Origin of the sequence: Luethyella okanaganae, from assembly GCF_042660285.1 — a bacterium.
In the GTDB taxonomy this organism is placed as follows: domain Bacteria; phylum Actinomycetota; class Actinomycetes; order Actinomycetales; family Microbacteriaceae; genus Luethyella; species Luethyella okanaganae.
Genome location: NZ_JBHSTP010000003.1, coordinates 284,702 through 302,994, shown reverse-complemented (window position 1 = coordinate 302,994; position 18,293 = coordinate 284,702). Strand labels below are relative to the sequence as shown.

19 protein-coding genes are annotated in these 18,293 nt (G+C 67.1%); 13 read left to right on the top strand and 6 right to left on the bottom strand.

Features of this window, described 5'->3' with window-relative positions:
• The first annotated feature begins 287 nt into the window (after positions 1–287).
• Genes ACFQB0_RS12805 through nagA (ACFQB0_RS12780) form a run of 6 tightly spaced genes read left to right on the top strand, consistent with a single transcriptional unit; the run spans position 288 to position 6,036 of the window.
• Positions 288–1,208 carry an SIS domain-containing protein gene (locus ACFQB0_RS12805; protein ID WP_386732270.1) on the top strand — a complete coding sequence of 307 codons (921 nt, stop codon included), beginning with the start codon at positions 288–290 and terminating at the stop codon, positions 1,206–1,208.
• Entirely contained in the window at positions 1,205–2,191 is a 987-nt protein-coding gene (locus ACFQB0_RS12800) for an ROK family protein (RefSeq protein ID WP_386732268.1), read from the top strand. The genes ACFQB0_RS12805 and ACFQB0_RS12800 overlap by 4 nt, the downstream gene beginning before the upstream one ends.
• The gene (locus ACFQB0_RS12795) at positions 2,188–3,204 is read left to right on the top strand and encodes a 1-phosphofructokinase family hexose kinase (protein ID WP_386732265.1); all 1,017 of its coding nucleotides are present in this window, start codon (positions 2,188–2,190) and stop codon (positions 3,202–3,204) included. Before ACFQB0_RS12800 ends, ACFQB0_RS12795 begins: the two co-directional genes overlap by 4 nt.
• Positions 3,204–4,088 carry a class II fructose-bisphosphate aldolase gene (locus tag ACFQB0_RS12790; RefSeq protein ID WP_386732263.1) on the top strand — a complete coding sequence of 295 codons (885 nt, stop codon included), beginning with the start codon at positions 3,204–3,206 and terminating at the stop codon, positions 4,086–4,088. The genes ACFQB0_RS12795 and ACFQB0_RS12790 overlap by 1 nt, the downstream gene beginning before the upstream one ends.
• Positions 4,085–4,870, top strand: coding sequence for a DeoR/GlpR family DNA-binding transcription regulator (locus ACFQB0_RS12785; RefSeq protein ID WP_386732260.1), 786 nt, complete (start codon positions 4,085–4,087; stop codon positions 4,868–4,870). The genes ACFQB0_RS12790 and ACFQB0_RS12785 overlap by 4 nt, the downstream gene beginning before the upstream one ends.
• Positions 4,870–6,036 carry an N-acetylglucosamine-6-phosphate deacetylase gene (nagA, locus tag ACFQB0_RS12780; RefSeq protein WP_386732257.1) on the top strand — a complete coding sequence of 389 codons (1,167 nt, stop codon included), beginning with the start codon at positions 4,870–4,872 and terminating at the stop codon, positions 6,034–6,036. The genes ACFQB0_RS12785 and nagA (ACFQB0_RS12780) overlap by 1 nt, the downstream gene beginning before the upstream one ends.
• 151 nt (positions 6,037–6,187) lie before the next feature.
• On the opposite strand, the gene ACFQB0_RS12775 is transcribed toward nagA (ACFQB0_RS12780), so the two are convergent.
• Positions 6,188–6,355 (bottom strand): hypothetical protein, encoded by a 168-nt coding sequence (locus tag ACFQB0_RS12775; protein ID WP_386732255.1) that lies wholly within the window; start codon positions 6,353–6,355, stop codon positions 6,188–6,190.
• A gap of 261 nt (positions 6,356–6,616) precedes the next feature.
• Here ACFQB0_RS12775 and ACFQB0_RS12770 point away from each other — a divergent pair, with 261 nt between their 5' ends.
• A complete protein-coding gene (locus ACFQB0_RS12770; RefSeq protein ID WP_386732252.1) occupies positions 6,617–8,458 on the top strand; it encodes a sigma-70 family RNA polymerase sigma factor in 1,842 nt (613 codons plus the stop codon).
• A 142-nt stretch (positions 8,459–8,600) separates the two neighbouring features.
• Positions 8,601–9,809: a low temperature requirement protein A gene (locus ACFQB0_RS12765; RefSeq protein ID WP_386732250.1), complete on the top strand. Its 1,209-nt coding sequence runs from the start codon at positions 8,601–8,603 to the stop codon at positions 9,807–9,809.
• Positions 9,810–9,904: 95 nt separating this feature from the next.
• Here ACFQB0_RS12765 and ACFQB0_RS12760 read toward each other — a convergent pair whose 3' ends face one another.
• Complete coding sequence (locus ACFQB0_RS12760) at positions 9,905–11,113, bottom strand: MFS transporter (protein WP_386732248.1); 1,209 nt, start codon at positions 11,111–11,113, stop codon at positions 9,905–9,907.
• A gap of 181 nt (positions 11,114–11,294) precedes the next feature.
• Between ACFQB0_RS12760 and purU the strand changes: the two genes are divergently transcribed.
• Genes purU through nagA (ACFQB0_RS12745) form a run of 3 tightly spaced genes read left to right on the top strand, consistent with a single transcriptional unit; the run spans position 11,295 to position 13,726 of the window.
• A complete protein-coding gene (purU, locus tag ACFQB0_RS12755; RefSeq protein WP_386732247.1) occupies positions 11,295–12,167 on the top strand; it encodes a formyltetrahydrofolate deformylase in 873 nt (290 codons plus the stop codon).
• Positions 12,168–12,221: 54 nt separating this feature from the next.
• Positions 12,222–12,578: a YrdB family protein gene (locus ACFQB0_RS12750; RefSeq protein ID WP_386732245.1), complete on the top strand. Its 357-nt coding sequence runs from the start codon at positions 12,222–12,224 to the stop codon at positions 12,576–12,578.
• Positions 12,575–13,726 (top strand): N-acetylglucosamine-6-phosphate deacetylase, encoded by a 1,152-nt coding sequence (gene nagA / locus ACFQB0_RS12745; protein ID WP_386732242.1) that lies wholly within the window; start codon positions 12,575–12,577, stop codon positions 13,724–13,726. Before ACFQB0_RS12750 ends, nagA (ACFQB0_RS12745) begins: the two co-directional genes overlap by 4 nt.
• Positions 13,727–13,759: 33 nt before the next feature.
• Here the strand turns inward: nagA (ACFQB0_RS12745) and ACFQB0_RS12740 are convergent, their stop codons facing one another.
• Positions 13,760–14,002 (bottom strand): hypothetical protein, encoded by a 243-nt coding sequence (locus tag ACFQB0_RS12740; protein ID WP_386732239.1) that lies wholly within the window; start codon positions 14,000–14,002, stop codon positions 13,760–13,762.
• Between the two features lie 253 nt (positions 14,003–14,255).
• Between ACFQB0_RS12740 and ACFQB0_RS12735 the strand changes: the two genes are divergently transcribed.
• Both ACFQB0_RS12735 and ACFQB0_RS12730 read left to right on the top strand, forming a co-directional pair.
• Entirely contained in the window at positions 14,256–14,600 is a 345-nt protein-coding gene (locus ACFQB0_RS12735) for a PadR family transcriptional regulator (protein WP_386732236.1), read from the top strand.
• 2 nt (positions 14,601–14,602) lie between these two features.
• Positions 14,603–15,028: a hypothetical protein gene (locus ACFQB0_RS12730; protein ID WP_386732234.1), complete on the top strand. Its 426-nt coding sequence runs from the start codon at positions 14,603–14,605 to the stop codon at positions 15,026–15,028.
• Between the two features lie 196 nt (positions 15,029–15,224).
• On the opposite strand, the gene ACFQB0_RS12725 is transcribed toward ACFQB0_RS12730, so the two are convergent.
• The 3 genes from ACFQB0_RS12725 to ACFQB0_RS12715 all read right to left on the bottom strand — a co-directional run bounded on the left by ACFQB0_RS12725 (position 15,225) and on the right by ACFQB0_RS12715 (position 18,284).
• Positions 15,225–16,091: a carbohydrate ABC transporter permease gene (locus ACFQB0_RS12725; protein ID WP_386732231.1), complete on the bottom strand. Its 867-nt coding sequence runs from the start codon at positions 16,089–16,091 to the stop codon at positions 15,225–15,227.
• Complete coding sequence (locus ACFQB0_RS12720) at positions 16,081–16,914, bottom strand: carbohydrate ABC transporter permease (RefSeq protein WP_386732229.1); 834 nt, start codon at positions 16,912–16,914, stop codon at positions 16,081–16,083. Before ACFQB0_RS12720 ends, ACFQB0_RS12725 begins: the two co-directional genes overlap by 11 nt.
• 125 nt (positions 16,915–17,039) lie before the next feature.
• Positions 17,040–18,284, bottom strand: a complete 1,245-nt coding sequence (locus tag ACFQB0_RS12715) for an ABC transporter substrate-binding protein (protein ID WP_386732226.1) — start codon at positions 18,282–18,284, stop codon at positions 17,040–17,042.
• Positions 18,285–18,293 lie beyond the last annotated feature (9 nt).

The following is an 18,293-nucleotide window of genomic DNA, read 5'->3' as shown; positions in this document are numbered from 1 at the left end:
ACGACACCGCCGTGAATGGTGATTGATGACCATTTCATCGAAAGAACAATCATGTTCGTTCGTCGATGATCGGAATCATGACGCGAATCGAGCCCCGCGTCAATACAAGCGGCGAATCGTTATCAGGAGTTTATTAACCGTCCTAACAAATCACCAAGATCAGAGCTTTCTCAACTTTTAGTCGTCGATGTGATTACTAGACAGCTATTACGCTCATAAGTAATCATTGTCAGATCAAGCATCATCGTTGCCGTCCGTAACCGTGTTGCCCGAACCGAGGAGTCTCCATGTCTGAGAGCCAGACACCTGCCGCCACAACCGCTATCGGCGCCGAGCACATGGCGATCGAACTCGCATCGCAACCGGATGTCTGGGCGCGCGCCATCGCTCTCAGCGACGAATTCGACTGCCTCCCTGCCACGGGCGAGAAAGTCGCGATCATCGGCTGCGGCACCTCCTGGTTCATGGCACAGTCCTATGCGACGCTGCGTGAGAGGGGCGGACACGGCGTCACAGACGCCTTCGCGGCCTCCGAGGCGTTCGTCGGCCGCGATTACGACACGATCATCGCGCTCACCCGTTCCGGCACGACGACGGAGGTGCTCGAACTGCTGCGCGCCGACGGCGGCAGGACCCGCACCGTCGGCATCGTCGGCGACCCGGAGACCCCGCTCGTCGACCTCGTCGACGAGGTCGTCGCGCTCCCCTTCGCCGACGAGCGCTCGGTCGTGCAGACCCGCTTCGCGACGACGGCACTCGCCTTCCTGCGCGCGTCCCTCGGCGAAGACCTGAGTCGGGCGATCGCGGATGCCCGATCCGCCGTGGCCGAAGACCTCGACGACGAGCTCGTCGCCGCGGAGCAGTACACCTTCCTCGGCCGCGGCTGGACCATCGGTCTCGCGCACGAGGCCGGGCTCAAGATGCGCGAGGCCTCACAGTCGTGGACGGAATCGTACCCGGCCATGGAATACCGGCATGGACCCATCTCGATCGCGGCACCGAACCGTGTGACGTGGATGTTCGGAGAGGCTCCCGCCGGACTCGAGCAGGACGTGACCGCGACCGGAGCACGTTTCGTCACGAGCGACCTCGACCCCCTCGCCGATCTCATCCGCGCCCAGAAGCTCGCGCTTCTGCGCGCTCGCGCCAAGGGCCTCGATGCGGACGAGCCCCGCAATCTGACCCGCTCGGTGATCCTGTCCTCGTGAGCATCCGGCCGGAGCACAGGCAAGCGTCGCCCGTCGGCGTCGGCGAAACCGTCGTCGCCTTCGACGTCGGCGGCACAGATATGAAGTCGGCGTTGTTCGACACGCACGGCACCCTGCTCGGTCTGCGCAGAACCTCGACGCCGCTTTCGGGAGAGCACACCGCTGAGGCCGTGCTCGATCGCGTCGCCGAGATCACCGCTGACTACGCCCGCGAGTTTCCTGGCGTCGTGCCGCGGGCCGCCGGGCTGCTCGTGCCCGGTCTCGTCGACGACGACCGCGGAATCGGCGTGCTCGCGAGCAACCTCGGCTGGCGCGACGTGCCGTTCAAGCGTCTCGCAGAAGAGCGGCTCGGCGTACCCGTCGCCTTCAGCCACGACGTGCGCGGCGCCGGGGAGGCGGAGTTTCGCCTCGGAGCCGCCCGCCCGTTCACCGACGTCGCGATCATGGTCATCGGAACGGGCATCGCCGGCGCGATCTTCGTCGATGGACACCCGCACCTGGCCGGCGGTTTCGCCGGCGAGATCGGGCACTCGATCGTGATTCCTGACGGCCCGCTCTGCGCTTGCGGTGGGCGCGGGCACCTCGAGGCGATCGCATCGGCCGGCGCGATCGCGCGTCGCTACAACGAGCGCACCGGCCTGGCGGTCGACGGCTCCCGCGACGTGCTCGCACGTGCCCAGGCGGGCGACGAGATCGCCGGAGCCGTGTGGCGAGAGGCCATCGAGGCGCTTGCGCTCAGTATCAGCCAGCTCGTCGCGCTGCTCGCACCGGACGCCGTCGTGATCGGAGGGGGCCTCGCGCAAGCCGGACCGGCGTTGTTCGATCCGCTCATCGCGGAACTCGAGCGTCTGCTCACCTTCCATCGGCGTCCCCGGCTGGTGCCGGCCCAGATCGGCGAGAACGCCGGCCTCATCGGCGCAGCCCTCCGCGCCCGCGACCTCGTCGTCAACGGTGCGCCCGCAGACCGACCGGTGGCATCGTGATCGTCACCGTGACGCCCAACCCGGCCGTCGACATGACCTGGCGGGTGCCGCGGATCGAACTCGGCGACAGCCATCGCGTGCCTTCGGGAGTCGTCCGGGCAGGCGGCAAGGGCCTCAACGTGGCCCGCGTCGTGCACGGCGAAGGGCGCGCCGTGCTCGCGATCACCACGGTCGGTGGACCGACGGGCGCGGAGCTTGCGGCCGAACTCACGGAGAGCGGTCTCCCCCACCGTCTCGTCCCCGTCGCAGCTCCGACCCGCCGATCGATCGCGCTCTACGACGACGCCCATGACGAGACCACGATCTTCAACGAGCTCGGCGAGAATCCCGGCGCCGAGGAATGGCAGACGCTGACAGGCGCCGTGGCCGCTTCGCTCACCGACGCCCGGTGCCTCGTCGGCTCAGGGAGTCTTCCGCACGGCGCCTCGACGGACTTCTATCCGACGCTCGTCCGTCTCGCCTCCGAGCGCGGCATCCCGAGCATCGTCGACACCTCGGGTCCGGGCCTCATCGAAGCGGCCCGTGCCGGTGCTTCTCTGCTCAAACCCAACCGCCACGAGCTCGTCGATGCGACCGGCGACGACGATCCCATTCGAGCCGCCAGGACGCTGCTCTCCCTCGGCGCAGGACTCGTACTGCTCTCTCTCGGCGTCGACGGCATGGTCGCGATCTCGACGGACGACCAGAGCAGGGTCATCCGCGCCCGCTTGCCGCACCCGCTCCACGGCAACCCGACAGGGGCGGGCGACGCGGCCGTCGCGGCGTCGGCTGTCGCCATCGCGGACGGCGTCACCGACCCCGAGCAGCTCCTGCGCGCAGCGACCGCCTGGTCGGCGGCGGCCGTGCTCATGCCCCTGGCTGGAGAGATCTCTCCGACCCATCCGGAACTGGCGGAACGACTCGTCGTCGAACACGACACCCCACCTATGCCGCCCGCAACCGGCTCTGGGGCCGCTCCGAGACCCGATCAGCCGTCGCCCGCAACCAAATCGCCCGCAACCAAGGAGTCCTGATGCCGCTCAACCCGACCCGTGACCTCATGCTGTCCGCCACGACAGCCGGAGTCGGCATCGGCGCGTTCAATGTGATCCACCTCGAGACCGCCGAGGCGCTCGTCGCCGGCGCGGAGGCGGCCGGTCTGTCCGTCATCCTGCAGATCTCGCAGAACTGCGCCAGCTACCACGGCGGCCTCGAACCGATCGCCGTCGCGACGCTCGCGGTCGCCCGTGCGGCGTCCGTGCCCGTCGCCGTGCATCTCGACCACGCGGAGGACGAAGGGCTCGCCTACCAGGCCATCGACCTCGGCTTCGGCTCGGTCATGTACGACGGGGCGCACCTCGACTACGCCGAGAACGTCGCCGTCACAGCCAGGGTGGTCGAGCGGGCGCACGCGGCGAACGTCTACGTCGAAGCCGAGCTGGGCAAGGTCGGCGGCAAGGATGGCGCGCATACTCCCGGCGTGCGCACCGACCCCGCCGAGGCCGTCGCCTTCGTGGCCGCGACCGGAGTCGACGCCCTCGCCGTCGCCGTCGGATCCTCCCACGCGATGACCGAGCGCTCGGCCGCCCTCGATGCTGAGCTCATCGCCCGCCTCCACGCGGCGCTCGACGTGCCGCTCGTCCTGCACGGCTCCTCCGGCGCCTCCGACGCACAGATCACCGCGGCCATCCGCGCCGGGATGACGAAGATCAACGTCTCCACGCACCTCAACGGCTTCTTCACCAGCGCGATCCGCGACTACCTCGACGCGAATCCCGCCGTCGTAGACTCTCGCAGATACCTCGCCGTCGGGCGCAGGGCCGTCGCAGAAGAGGCCGCGCGACTGCTCTCGCTCTTCGCACTCCATGGCTCAGGGCTCCGCAACACCGAACACCGCAGCGCAGAGGAGACCGGATGAACCGCACCGAACGGCTCAACGCAGTGCTTGAACTGCTGGTCGAGACCGGTAAGGTCGAGGTCGACGAGATCGTGTCGAAACTCAAGGTGTCTCCGGCTACCGCACGCCGCGATCTCGACATGCTGTCGGAACAGCAACTGCTCACGCGCACACGAGGCGGCGCCGTGGGGCAGACCGTCGCCTACGACCTGCCGTTGCGCTACAAGCACCAGCAGAACGCAGAGCAGAAGCACCGGATAGCGACCGCCGCGAGCGCGCTCGTTCCCCGCGGAGCCGTGATCGGACTGTGCGGAGGCACGACGTCGACGTCGATCGCCACCGTGCTCGGCTCGCGTGCCGACATCATGGAGGCGGGTCCGCACGCCAACCTCACCGTCGTGACCAACGCCATCAACATCGCCGCTCAGCTCGCCATGCGCTCGCAGATCAAGACCGTCGTCACCGGCGGCGTCGTGCACTCACGCTCCTACGAACTTGTCGGCAGCTACACTGATGTCGTGCTCAACAGCATCACGCTCGACCTCGCCTTCATCGGCGTGAACGGCATCGACCCCGTCGTCGGACCGACCGCGCACGACGAGCGCGAGGCGAGTGTCAACAAGCTCATGGCGACCCGCGCCGCCCGCGCGGTGCTCGTCGCAGACTCGAGCAAGATCGGCAAGAAGGCCTTCGCGACGATGGGCAACGCCCGGCTCTTCGGAACGCTCATCACCGACTCCGGGATCACCGAGCAGCAGCGGGCCGAACTCACAGAGCACGGTTACGAGGTGATCGTCGCCTGATGGGGGTCGCAACCGCAATCATTCATTCGGCCCGGCTGGTATCGGGGGGAGTCGTGACCGCCTCCGGCTGGGTCGCCTTCGACGGTCGCACGGTGCTCGCCACCGGCTCCGACGACTCCTGGCTCGTCCACCGAGGCGATGCCACGTCGGTCACGGACGCCTCCGGCCGATGGCTCTCACCCGGCTTCGTCGACATCCACTGCCACGGAGCAGGCGGCGCCTCCTTCGACGATGGCGCCGAGGCGATCACGACGGCCCTTGCTGTGCATCGCGCACACGGCACGACCCGCTCGGTGATCTCGCTCGTCACCGGCACCCAGGAGCGCCTCGAGCATGGTCTGAGCGTCGTCGCCGCACTCGCCGCCGAGGACGAGCTCGTGCTCGGCAGCCACCTGGAGGGCCCTTTCCTCGACAGAGAGTTCCGGGGCGCTCACGACGAGACGCTGCTACGAACGGCGGATCGCACCTCTATCGACCGGCTGCTCGCGGCCGCGGCGGGCACGCTGCGCCAGGTGACGCTCGCACCGGAGCTCCCAGGGGCCGCCGAGGCGATCGCGACCTTCACCGGCTCCGGCATCGTCGTGGCCGTCGGGCACACCGCGGCCGACTACGAGCAGACACTGGCGGCTTTCGACGCGGGCGCATCTATCCTGACGCATGCCTTCAACGGCATGCGGGGCATCCACCATCGTGCGCCGGGGCCGGTCGCCGCCGCGACGCACTCGCCTGGGGTCACACTCGAGGTGATCAACGACGGGGTGCACGTGCACCACGAGGTCGTACGGATCGCCTTCGCGTCCGCCCCCCGCCGGGTCGCGCTCGTGACCGACGCGATGGCTGCGGCCGGGGCATCCGACGGACACTACATTCTCGGAACACTCGGCGTCACCGTGCGCGACGGGATCGCCCGGCTCGACCTCGGGGGCTCGATCGCGGGATCGACGCTCACGCTCGACATCGCCCTGCGGCGAGCCGTCGACGCAGGAATCTCCGTGGCCGATGCGGTCGCCGCCGCCACGGAGGTTCCCGCGGCCGCTATCGGGCGTGGACACGAACTGGGGCAGCTCGCACCCGGCTACGCGGCGGACGCCGTCCTGCTCGACGACGACTTCACCGTGTGCGCCGTCTGGGCCGCCGGTCGCCAGCTGCACTCGTCGGCCGGCTGACCCCTGGCAGACCCCACTCCCGATCGACAGAGAGCCGGGGGGTCGGATGTCCCCCCGCGGCATCCGATCCCCCGCGGCTCCTGCCCTCCCGCCACCGCATCTCTACGTACCCCCGGCGGGTCGGGCTCGCCTGTCCCGTCCTCGGTTCGGGTCAGGCCTTCCGTGCGTCTATGTCCCTGATCACGCACGAAGGTCTTCGCCCCAACTCGGGCTGCGAACGCCGGTATCTCGGCTGACGCAACCAGATCGAGGCCGCGAGGAGGAGCACGGATGCCGCGCCGAGCGCGACGGCGAGCGCCGACCACAGTGCGATGTCCATCGTTCCCTCCCCTCCTTCACCTCAAGAGACGGCTTCGCCCACCGTTCATGACGGCGATCCCCGAACTTTTTTCGGAGTTGCGACGCCCCCGAAGACGATGGACAATTTCGCAGAGACCGCGTCATGAATCCCGATGTCGCCGGTCTCTTAATGAGTGGATCATTGCGCACACATCGCAACGGTCCGCCCATCCGACACCCGACGATTCCGCCCCGACATCGCCCGACTGTCAGGCGCGTGCAGCCATAGAGGAGATCGATCATGCCGACCATCGTGCCGTCGCGTGTCGCCGACCTCCCTGACACCGTGCTCATCGAACAGTCGAGAAACGGCGGTTCTGAGGCGTTCGCCGAACTCTGGCGGCGCCACGCCGCCGCTGGCCGCACCGTCGCCCGGTCGTTCACCTCGAGCCTCGATCCCGACGACCTGGTCGCCGAGGCCTTCACCCGCATCTACACACTGCTGCAGTCGGGGCGTGGCCCCACCGGGGCGTTCCGGCCCTATCTGTTCACGACGATCAGGAACACCGCCTCGAGCTGGGGCAAAGCACGTCGCGAAACCTCGATGGACAACCTCGAGTCGTTCGAAGACCCCGGCACGAGCGAAGACGCAAGCATCGAAGCCCTTGACAAGAGCCTGACAGCCACAGCCTTCCGTTCCCTCCCGACGCGCTGGCAGGAGGCGCTCTGGTACAGCGAGGTCGAGGGCATGACACCCCAACAGATCGCTCCACTGCTCGCCATGTCGGCGAACAGTGTCTCGGCGCTCTGCTATCGCGCCAGGGAGGGTCTGCGTCAGGCCTGGATCCAGGCGCACCTGAACTCCACCGCGACGGCGCCTGAGTGCCGATGGACGATCGAGCGCCTCGGTGCGTACACACGCGGCAGCCTCGGCCAACGCGACGTCAGGCGCGTCGACGAACACCTCGACAACTGTGCCAAGTGCGCGATCGTGGCGGCCGAGGCGCGGGAGACGGGCTCGCGACTCGCGCTCGTGCTGCTGCCCCTCGCCGCCGGCATCGGAGCCGCCTCCGCCTACACGAGCTGGCTGCAGTCCGGAGCGCATGGCGCAGACCATGCACTCGGCGCGGTCGCAGCGGCGAGCATGCCCGCCACCATCACCTCTGGCGGCACGAGTTCTGGCGGCAGCGGAGCAGTGGCGACCGGCGGGTACTCTCCCGGCCCGAGCACGACAATCGCCGTCCTCGCCGTCGTCGGCTCGGTCGTGGCCGTCGTCGGCGTGGCCCTGGCCGTCACCCTCGCCCCGACGCCGTTCCCCTCGCCAGACGAAACGGGCAGCTCCATCGCCGCCGGGCCGGCCGCCGAACCGCACCCTCCCGTCACCGAGTCGCCGCTCGCCGCGCCCGCCCCGCAACCTGCCCCGCCTCCCTCAGACCCGTACCCCGTCGAACCCGCCCCGCCCGCCCCTCTCGATCCACCCGCTCGGGGGCCGGGGATCCTCCTCCGTCCGGTCGATCCCGCTCCACCCCCTCCACCCCCTCCGCCCGTTCCGCCCATCGGCCCCGTGGCCCCGATCACTTCCACCGTGCCCGTCGCTCCGCCGCTGATCGCGGGCGTCGACACCGGCGACGGCCTCTACTTCCCCGTCATCGCAGGCACCGCGACGCCGGGCGCGATCGTCGACATCTACCTCGACGACCCGGGACATGCCGGTGCCGCGCTCCTGAGCGTCGCAGTGGATGACGCGGGTGCGTGGTCGGCGATCGCCGAGGTACCGCCGGGCGAGCACGTCGTCACGGCGACCCAGACGGTCGACGGGAACGTCTCCGAGACAAGCGAGTCTCAGGGTTTCGAGCTGCTGATCCCGTCGATCGAGTTCTTTCCCGAGCACGGGATCTTCGGTCCCGCACTCGTCGTCTCAGGCATCTCGAACAGCACGACGACGGTCCGGCTCACGCACGTGGATGAGCTCCTCGGCCGGCATACGCACGAACTCTCGGTTCCTCTCGGTGAGAACGGCTTCGCCGTCGTCCCTCTCACGGAAATCGGCGACATGGAGACCGCGACGGACAACCTCTTCTCGTCCGAGTACGACGACGGCGCCGGCCGTCACGGGGCATCCGTGAGTCTGCCGTTCCGCTAGATCTCCTGCGTCGATCGTTCCGCAGGCCCTGGCCGCCGTTGCACGAATCCGGAGAGGACGTAGGCTCCCGATGTGCGGGACTTCGAGGCTTCCCCGGGTTCGGAGACGGCTAGAATCGAGACTTCGGCTGGAAGGGCATCCGATGGCGGCACTCGGTTTCACCCACAGCCTGCTGCGCGCGGACTCAGGCGAAGAGGCGCATCGGGTGACGTTCGTCGAGCTGTTCTTCGACCTCGTCTTCGTCTTCGCGATCACTCAACTCTCGCACCTGCTCATCGAAGACCCCAGCCTCGACTCCCACCTGCACACGATCATGATCACGCTCGCCGTGTGGTGGGTCTGGGTGTACACGACCTGGGCCGCCAACTGGCTCGACCCGCAGCGCGGCTGGGTGCGCACGATGCTCATCGCCCTTATGCTGCTCGGGCTGCTCATGAGCGGGGCGATCCCGGAAGCCTTCGGAGAGAAGGGCCTCCTCTTTGCCGCAGCCTTCGTGTTGATGCAGGTGGGTCGCAGCGTATTCACCGCCTTCGCCTTCGCACCACACCAACGCGCGAGCGCCCTCAACTTCGCACGGATCTCATTCTGGCTCGTCGCATCCGGCGTCTTCTGGATCTGGGGAGGCCTCGTCCCGCCCGGCGAACGGGTCTGGTTGTGGTCCATCGCCCTCGTGCTCGAGTACCTCGGCCCCATCGCGCGGTTCCGCGTCCCCTTCCTCGGATACTCCGATCCCGAGACCTGGCGCGTCTCCGGTAGTCACTTCGCCGAACGGGTCAGTCTGTTCTTCATCATCGCCCTCGGCGAGTCGGTCATCGTCACCGGGTCCGCCTTCAGCAGGGAGCCTCTGGATTGGCTGCACCTCGCCGCCTTCCTCGCCGCCTTCACCGGGACGGTGCTCATGTGGTTGCTCTATTTCAACCATGGTGAGCGCGGCGGCAGTGAGTACATCCGCCAGGCGAGCAGTTCGGGTCTGGTCGCACGACTCGCCTACACGTACATCCCCGTGGTCATGGTCGTCGGAATCGTGCTCACCGCGGTCGGCGACGAGCTGGTCCTCGACGATCCCCTCGGCGAACACGGCGGAACGACGGCCGGGAACGCCCTCGTCATCTGCAGTGCCTCCGCGATCTACCTTCTCGGAAACGTACTCTTCAAACGAGCGGTCGGCGCCAGCTGGCTCGTCTCGCATTTCGTCGGGATCGCGGTGCTTGGGGGGTTCTTTCTGCTCCACCCGGTGCTCGCCCCGCTCGCACTCACCTGGCTCGCGAACGCGGTGATGCTCGGCGTCGTGCTCGCCGACGAGCTCGCATTCCGCCGGGAGCGTGCCCAGGAGGAGCTCCTGCCGGAGTAGCGAGGCAGAAGTCGACGGGCGACGGGCAGCCGGTGCGGCATGCCAGCCACCGCTACGGCCGGTCAGCGCCTCACCCGGTCAGCGCCTCAGGGAGGTCAGCGCCGCCGCCGGTGCATCCGGCTCGCAAGAAGCACGATCACCGACGACAACACCAGGATGCCGACGTAGGCCCACGGCAGGCTGGCGAGTCCGATCGAGTCGTACAGCACGGCGCCCAGAAGCGCCCCGCCGCCGATTCCGGTGTTGAACGCCGTCGTGTAGAACGCCGCCGCAGCGTCGCGGATGCGGGCCGAGGCAGTATGCAGCAAACGGGTGTTGAGCAGCGGCGGCAGGGCTCCGAAGCCGATGCCCCAGAGCACGAACGCCGCGACGGCGAGCACCGGCATCGAGACGAGCCCAGCGAGCGCCCCGACGGCGAACCCGGTCGTCAGGATGGCGATGAGCAGGCCGAGAGTAGGGTGCTTGCCGAGGACCGTTCCGGCGAGCAGCAGGCCTATGGCACCAGCGATGCCATAGGCGAAGAGCAACGGGCTGACCGCTGCCCCGCCGGTCGCGACGATCTCGATCATGTAGGGCGCGATGTACGTATAGAAGGCATATTGCCCGATCATCGTGACGGCGGTGACGACGCAGACGAGCACGACCGCAGTGAGGGTAGGGTCGCCCCTGAGCCCGCTGCGGGCGCCGGTCGGGGCATCCGTCTCGTGCGCACGGTGATCGACGCGTGGCAGCAGGAGCCACACGAGCACGGCACCGAGCATGGTGAGCGCCGCGATGCCCGCGAACGCGGTCCGCCAGCCGAATGCGTGACCGAGAGCGGTGCCGAGCGGAACCCCGAGCACGAAGGCGAGGGAGCCGCCGGCGGTGGTGATGGCGACGGCCCGGGCGATCTGCTCCTTCGGAACGAGATGGCCGGCATAGGCTCCGACCACCGCCCAGAACAAGCCGTGCGCCGCACCGCCCAGCACGCGGGTGGCCAGGACCAGTTCGTAGTTCGGTGCGAGCGCGGTGAGCAGATTGGAGATCGCGAGCACGGCGAGCACGATCACCACGAGGGCATGACGAGGCACACGGCGGGTGAGCGCCACGAGAGGGGTGCTCGTGATGACGACGGCGAAGGCGAACACCGTGACGAGGAGACCGACCTGCGACTCGGCGACCTCGAGTTCGCGGCTCATGTCCGGCAGGAGTCCCGTGGGAAGCATCTCGATCGTGATGGAGAGGAAGACCGCCGCTGCGAGCACGAGCAGCCCTGCCCAGGGAAAGAAGGACGTTGGCGCCTCGCGGCGCTGGGTTTCAGTCATCTGTGAGAACCAACGGATGGCGTTCCCCACTCGTTCCGGCCGACGATCGATGCTCGCCGTGCGACGGTGGGTCGACTACGCGCTCATGTGCACGCCCAGGGCCGCTCGGGTGCCGACGACCACGGTCAAGTCTACCGGAAGCCCACCACGACGACATCCGCACCCCGGGTAATCTAGGCGGATGGATTTCGACGACGCCGAGGCACTCCACCACCACTGGGTGCTCACCCTGATCTGCGTGGACGGGCCGGGCATCGTGCACGCCGTGAGCGGCGCGATCGTCGCCGCGCGAGGCAACATCACCGAGAGTCAGCAGTTCGCGAGTCTCGACACCGGCCGTTTCTTCATGCGTCTGCAGGTCGAGGCGCCCGCGAGTCGCTCCGAGTTCGAGCTGGCGTTGCAACCGGTCGTCGACCGGTACGCGATGAGCTGGCGACTCGACGAGGTCGGCCGCCCGCTGCGCACCCTCGTGCTCGCCTCGACCGCCGGCCACTGCGTCAACGATCTGCTGTTCCGCCAACGGGCTGGCCAGCTCCCCGTCGACGTTCCGCTCGTGCTCTCCAACCACGGCACGCTTCGCGATCTCGTCGGCTTCTACGGGGTACCCTTCGAGTCGTTGCCGGTCACGGACGCTGCGAGCAAGGCGGCCTTCGAGGCGAGGGTGCTCCGCGCCGTCGACGAGCATCGCATCGAGCTCGTCGTGCTCGCCCGCTACATGCAGATCCTCTCGCCGGAACTGTGCGCACGCCTCGGGGGCATGGCCATCAACATCCACCATTCGTTCCTGCCCGGGTTCAAAGGAGCGAACCCGTACAGGCAGGCACACGCACGTGGCGTGAAACTCATCGGGGCCACCGCCCACTTCGTGACGAGCGACCTCGACGAAGGACCGATCATCGAGCAGAACGTCGTCAGGGTCGATCACTCCCGTTCGCCGAGCGAACTCGTCGCCATCGGCCAGGACGAGGAGAGCCGCACCCTCACCCAAGCGGTCAAATGGTTTGCCGAGGATCGCGTGCTGCTCGATGGAGCCCGCACGATCATCTTCCGCTGACGACGACCGCCGAGGAGGCGAAGCCGCGGCACCCGGCTTGGGTAGGCTGGCAAAGTGACTGACGCCCCCGCCCAGCCGAAGATCGGCGCCAACGACATCCTCCGTTTCCTGCTCGAGATCTTCGCGGTCGTCTCACTCGGCATCTGGGGTTTCACGGCGTGGCCGCTGCCCTGGCCGGGCGTGCTGATCGGCATCGTCACGCCCGGGATCGCGATCGTGCTGTGGGGGTTGTTCCGCTCGCCGAAGGCGGTCTTCCGCCTCGACGCCTTCGGCAAGGCGATCGTCGAGATCCTCGTTATGGGCACAGCGGCGTTCGCCTGGTGGGGCATGGGCCAACCGGTCGTGGCGGTGGTGTTCGCGCTCGTCGCGACCACGAGCGGGATCGTCAACGGCCGCAAGGAGCTCTCGTGACGGTCATCATCCACGACGCGACGAGACTCGATGCCGACGGCATCGTCGAACACTTCTGGCTCCTCGCCGAGGGCGAGCGTATTCTGGCGACCGGCACCGGTGACGGCTGGAGGGCATCCGCTCCGCACGACGCGGAGATCACGAATGCCGGCGGCGCCTGGCTGACGCCCGGATTCATCGACCTGCACTGCCACGGTGGAGGCGGCTACGACTTCGACCACACGGCGGAGGGCATCGAGGCAGCCCTGCGCATGCATCGTTCACACGGCACGACACGCGCGGTGTTGAGCCTCATCGCAAACCCTCTCAGCACCTTGCGCGGCAGCCTGGACGTGATCGCAGCGGTCACCGATGCCGATCCCCTCGTGCTCGGCTCGCACCTCGAGGGCCCCTTCCTCGCCAAGGCGAGACGTGGCGCACACAATGCCGAGTATCTACGGGGCCTGGACAACGCGGATATCGACGGCCTGCTCGCGGCGGCGCGCGGAACGCTCCGCCAGGTGACGCTCGCGCCGGAACTGCCAGGGGCTCTCGACGCAATCGACGAGTTCGTGCACAACGGCATCGTCGTCGCCATCGGCCACACCGAGGCGAGCTACGCGACCGCCCGCGAGGCCTTCGACCGCGGCGCGCGCCTGCTCACCCATACGTTCAACGGCATGCCGGGCATCCATCACCGCGCACCGGGTCCGATCGTCGCGGCGTTCAAAGACGAGCGCATCACCCTCGAGCTGATCCTCGACGGTCAGCACGTGCATCCTGACGTCGCGCGCATCGCGTTCCGCTCCGCCCCCGGTCGCGTCGCCCTCGTGACGGACGCGATGGCAGCGGCCGGCGAGCGGGACGGCGACTACCGCCTCGGCTCGCTCAACGTCACGGTGCGCGACGGTCTCGCCGTGCTCTCGGGCACGTCGACGATCGCCGGATCGACTCTGACGATGGACGCAGCGTTACGCGCCGCGGTCTTCGATGTCGGCATCGACCTCGTCGAGGCGGTGACCGCGCTCACCCGCACCCCGGCCCGTGTGCTCGGTCGCGACACCGACTTCGGAACGCTCGCCGCCGGTTTCGCGGCCGACGCCGTCCTGCTCGACGAGCACTTCGCGGTGCAGAGCGTCTGGGCCGGCGGATCGCCCGTCGCGGGCTGACCGCTCAGCCCCGACCCTGTTCAGCCCGACCGTTCAGCCCGACAACCCCTCGGTCGTCATCACCAGCGCGGTCGCGGTGATCTGGGCGTCGTCCGCCTCGAGGTTGGGAGGAACGGCCGAGAGCTGTTGCAGTCCCTGCACCACGGCAAGCGCGAAGAGCGCACGTCTGAGGGCCTCCGGGCGCTCGAGGCCCAGCTCCGCGAACAGGTCCGAGATAGGCGATGCGGCGCTCGGTGACGCGGCGCACGGCATCCGCCGCCCCTTCGCCTTCGGCATCGAGGTGGATCGTGGATTCGCCGTCGCGTACGTGGTGACGTGCGGCGACCTGGGCGCAGAGCGCCGCCGGCCGTTGGCGCAGAGTACCCCCGACCCGTTCGGCTGCGGCGATGAGCACCTCGGTCTCCTACTGCTCCCACCGCTTCATCGCGGCATCGACGCCTGCACGTCTCGACCGAATACAATGGTTGTGCGACTAGATAAGTTGTGTAACTATCTATATGTGAATAGGGCGCGAGAGTATCCAGAAATCGTGCGAGCAGCGCTTCCGCTGGCCACGTTGGGGCTGCTTGTTCGTGGTCCGGTCCATGGCTACGCGTTGTTGGAGCAATTACGCGCACTGGGCTTCGCGAGGGTCCAGGGCGGCACGCTTTACCCGTTGCTAAAGCGTTTCAACGACCAGGGATGGGTGAACTACGAGTGGGTTCACGACGAGGCCGGTCCCGGCCGCAAGGTGTTCTCGCTTACCCCGGAGGGCAGGCGCGGACAGCATGATCTGAGCGGCGCATGGTCCCGCATGACCGAGGCACTCGCCCTGGCAGAGGAAACACCTGATGCGCCGGCCGACACCGCGGCGCGGAAGATCGAGAGAGAGTGATCATGGCTTATCAGAGGCAGCTGGCGTTCTATCTGCGCGGGCACGGATACGCGGAGAACGAGATCGCAGAGATACTGCGAGAACTGCGCGAACACGGGAGCAGCGACGCCGAGCTCACCCAGGAATTCGGTGCTCCCTCCCAATACGCGGCACAGTTCGACAAGAAGAAGAGGGTACGCACACTCGGCGGCAGGATCGCGACCGCCGGCACCCTGCTGGGCCTGGCATGGATCGTCTTCATCCTCGTCACGCTATTCGTGTTCCACTTCGATGTGCGCGAGCTCGTCGGACCGGTCGCCCTCTGGCCGGCACTCGCAATCGTCATCGGGGGCGTGCTTGTCGGATTCCTGAGCGACTACCTCCGCCCCACACCTTCGAGCGAGCCTGCCGCCGGGGCGGCACCGGGCCGCACGGATGCCGGCCGGTAGCGGACAACGGGGCAGCTCCCTGACCCTAGAGCATCACCGCCTCGCGACCGCGTAGAGGCCATCGCCCCGGTGGAAACCGCTGCTCGAGGCCTGCTCGGGACGGGCCTTCGGCAATCCGCATCATGGAAGCCGCGCAGGTAGATCTCGTAAACAACGGCACTGCGCCACCACCCGTCGCCGGGCTTCGACCCCGCGCTCACCCTTTGAGCCCCGAGTGCGCCAGGCCATCCACGAACTGCCTCTGCGCGATCAGGAACACCGCGAGCACGGGAACTACGGTCATCGTGGCCGCGGCCAGCTGGGTGTTCCACATCTCCCCACCGTACGCATCCGCGTATCTCGTCAACGCCTGCGGAAGCGTGAACAGCTCGGGCGAGGTGATGTAGACCGTCGGCTCAAGGTAGAGGTTCCATGAGGCCAGGAAGGTGAGGATGGCCACAGCCGAAAGCGCCGGCTTGGCGAGCGGAAGGCAGATACGCCACCAGATTCCGAGGCGCCCGAGGCCGTCGAGTCGCGCGGCTTCCTCGAGTTCTCCGGGCAGAGCGATGAAGAACTGCCGCATGATGAAGGTGGCGAGCACGCAGGGCGCGGCCAGCGCGGTGACCAGGATCAATGGCCAGTGGGTGTTGATCATGCCGAACTGCTTGAACATCTGGAACAGCGGGACGATCGTCACCTCACCCGGCACAAGAAGCCCTATGAGCACTACCAGGAACAGCAGGTTACGGCCGCGGAACCGGATGCGCGCGAAGGCATAGCCAGCCAGGCTCGACACAAGCATCGTGATGCCAGTCACTAACACCGCGATGTAGACACTGTTGAGGTACTGATGGGCGAAAGGCTGGAACTCGAAGGCCTCCACATAGGCATCGAAGGTGGGCGACGAAGTGAAGATCAACGGCGGCGAGGCGAAGATCTCACTCAGCGGCTTGAACGAGGAGGCGATCATCCACACCGTCGGCACCACGAATGGAACGGCCAACACTACGAGGGAAAGATAGAGCACAACCCGGCGGGCGATCGCGGCCCCGGAGGTTGCTCGCGGACCGGTTTCAGTCTTCATAGAAGACCCACTTTCTGCGCAGCTGCCACTGCAGAATCGTGAGGAGGAGAACGAAGGTCAAGAGCATCAGCGCGAGCGTGGAGCCATAGCCGATGTTGTTGAAGTCGAACGCCTGCTGGAAGACGTAGTAGACGAGCACCGTGGTCGACAGCCCTGGCCCGCCTTCAGTCAACACGGCGATCTGGGCGAAGGCCTGAAGTGCGCCGACGATGGTGATGATGGCGGTGAGCAGCACGGTCGGTGAGATGAGCGGCAGTGTGATGCGCGCGAAGATCGTGGCGTTTCCGGCGCCGTCGATCTTCGCGGCCTCGTGTAGTTCACTTGGAACCCCTTGCAGAGCCGCGAGGAACAACACCATGTTGATGCCGACGCTCCTGACCACCTGGGTCACGATCACCGCGATCATCGCGGTTGGCCCTTCCTGGAGCCAGTTCGGCCCGATGACGCCGAACTGGGCGAGCAGTCCGTTCATTCCGCCGTTGTTCTGCAGGAGGAACCCCCAGACCAGTGTCCAGGCCACCACAGATATGACGACGGGCGAGAAGAACAGTGTGCGGAAGAGCGTGACCCCACGGAACTTCCGGTTCAGCATGATCGCTAGCGACAGCCCGAGTGCGATGTTCAAGACGACCACTCCGCCGGAAAAGATGGCCGTCGCCCCCAACACCGCGGGCAGCTGCGGATCGTCGAGCAGCGCGGCGTAATTGTCGCCGCCGATGAAGTCGAGCTTGCCGGTGAAGATGTTCCAGTCGTTGAGACTGTAGTAGATCGCCAGCCCCACGGGCACGATGACGAAAACGAGCACGCCGACTAGCTGCGGCATGATGAAGAGGTATCCGGTGAGCGAATCGCAACGGACGATCGTCCAGAACGGGCGCCGAGAGTGTCGCTCAGACCGTGGGGCATCGAGCGATGCCCCACGGTTTGTCGAGCGATTCGTTGTCGACGTCAATTCGCCAGCAACGGAGCGATGGTGTCGCAGACCGAGGCCAGAACGCCTTCAACGTCGGCGTCGGCGGTCCACAGTGCATCCAGTCCCGTCTTGCCCTTCTGGGCGATCTCGGCGGGGCTAGTGTGGTTGGGCAGCGTTACTGCGCCAGGCAGCTGATCGACGACGACGGTCTGTAGCTGATCGGCGGTGAGCTTGGTGTTGTTCGCCGCAAGCCCCGCGCCGGTGAGGAGCGACTCACGGGGCGGCGGGAAGTACTTGGCCAGCTGGGCCGCGTTCTCCGGGTTCGTAAGAAACGCTAGGAAGTCGGTTGCCTCCTGCACGTGAGCGCTGGATTGCAGGACACCCACGCCGGCCTGACCGAGCACCGAGTACGCTCCTGTTGGTCCTTCAGGGAGCGGGTAGACATCGAAGGCGAATGAGCCGTCGAGGAGCGATGCGCGGGACACCTGAGCGATCGTGAACGCTGAGTCCCCAGCGAAGAAGTCGGCCGTGGTGCCTGGACCGGGCATCGCCTTATTGACGAAGATCGCATCGTGCAGGAACTGGAAGGCGTCGACCATCTCGTCGCTGTCTAAAGTGCAGGTCTTCCCATCTTCGCTCCAAGCCGAGGCGCCCCATCCGGTCCATACCGTCGCCAGCGTGTTCCATGAGGAGTAGCCGAAGTCGCGAATGACGAATCCACCCTTACCGGTGGCCGCATTCACGGCCGAGCCGATCGCCGACACCTGATCCCAAGTGAGGTCGGAGGTGTCGAGCGTCTGCCCGGACTGCGTCAGCAGGTCGTTGTTGACGTAGAGGGCGTACGGTGAGTTGGAGAAGGGATACGCGTATAGCTGATCGTCGACGGTGAACTGGGCTGTAACGCTGTCGAGCAAGTCTTCGTAGTCCCACCCCTCGGTCGTCTTCAAGGTGTCAGTCAGCGGAACCAGGGCGCCAGAGGCAATGAGGTCCTTTGATAGATCGCCCATCCATGCGAGGTCGGGTGAGTTACCGCCCGCGATCTGGGTGGTCAAGGTCGTGTTGTAGTCGGCGAATGGAAGGCTGTCGAAGGTGATCGTTCCGATCTCCGAATGATCCGCCTTGTACGCGTCCGCAATCGAATTGAAGAGGGCGAGGTGGTCCTCGTTCGAGGTCCACACGGTCATCCGCAGGTCGACGCTTCCGGGAGCGGCCGTGGTGGGGGCGGGAATGGCTGGATCGGTGCTGCATCCCGTCGCCACCACCGCCAGTGTAGTTGTCAATGCAGCGAG

Coding starts and splice junctions, on each gene's coding strand:
- ACFQB0_RS12805 (WP_386732270.1), top strand. CDS start 288: ATGTCTGAGAGCCAGACACCTGCCGCCACAACCGCTATCGGCGCCGAG.
- ACFQB0_RS12790 (WP_386732263.1), top strand. CDS start 3,204: ATGCCGCTCAACCCGACCCGTGACCTCATGCTGTCCGCCACGACAGCC.
- ACFQB0_RS12785 (WP_386732260.1), top strand. CDS start 4,085: ATGAACCGCACCGAACGGCTCAACGCAGTGCTTGAACTGCTGGTCGAG.
- nagA (WP_386732257.1), top strand. CDS start 4,870: ATGGGGGTCGCAACCGCAATCATTCATTCGGCCCGGCTGGTATCGGGG.
- ACFQB0_RS12775 (WP_386732255.1), bottom strand. CDS start 6,355: ATGGACATCGCACTGTGGTCGGCGCTCGCCGTCGCGCTCGGCGCGGCA.
- ACFQB0_RS12770 (WP_386732252.1), top strand. CDS start 6,617: ATGCCGACCATCGTGCCGTCGCGTGTCGCCGACCTCCCTGACACCGTG.
- ACFQB0_RS12765 (WP_386732250.1), top strand. CDS start 8,601: ATGGCGGCACTCGGTTTCACCCACAGCCTGCTGCGCGCGGACTCAGGC.
- ACFQB0_RS12760 (WP_386732248.1), bottom strand. CDS start 11,113: ATGACTGAAACCCAGCGCCGCGAGGCGCCAACGTCCTTCTTTCCCTGG.
- purU (WP_386732247.1), top strand. CDS start 11,295: ATGGATTTCGACGACGCCGAGGCACTCCACCACCACTGGGTGCTCACC.
- ACFQB0_RS12740 (WP_386732239.1), bottom strand. CDS start 14,002: ATGCCGAAGGCGAAGGGGCGGCGGATGCCGTGCGCCGCGTCACCGAGC.
- ACFQB0_RS12730 (WP_386732234.1), top strand. CDS start 14,603: ATGGCTTATCAGAGGCAGCTGGCGTTCTATCTGCGCGGGCACGGATAC.
- ACFQB0_RS12725 (WP_386732231.1), bottom strand. CDS start 16,091: ATGAAGACTGAAACCGGTCCGCGAGCAACCTCCGGGGCCGCGATCGCC.
- ACFQB0_RS12720 (WP_386732229.1), bottom strand. CDS start 16,914: ATGCCGCAGCTAGTCGGCGTGCTCGTTTTCGTCATCGTGCCCGTGGGG.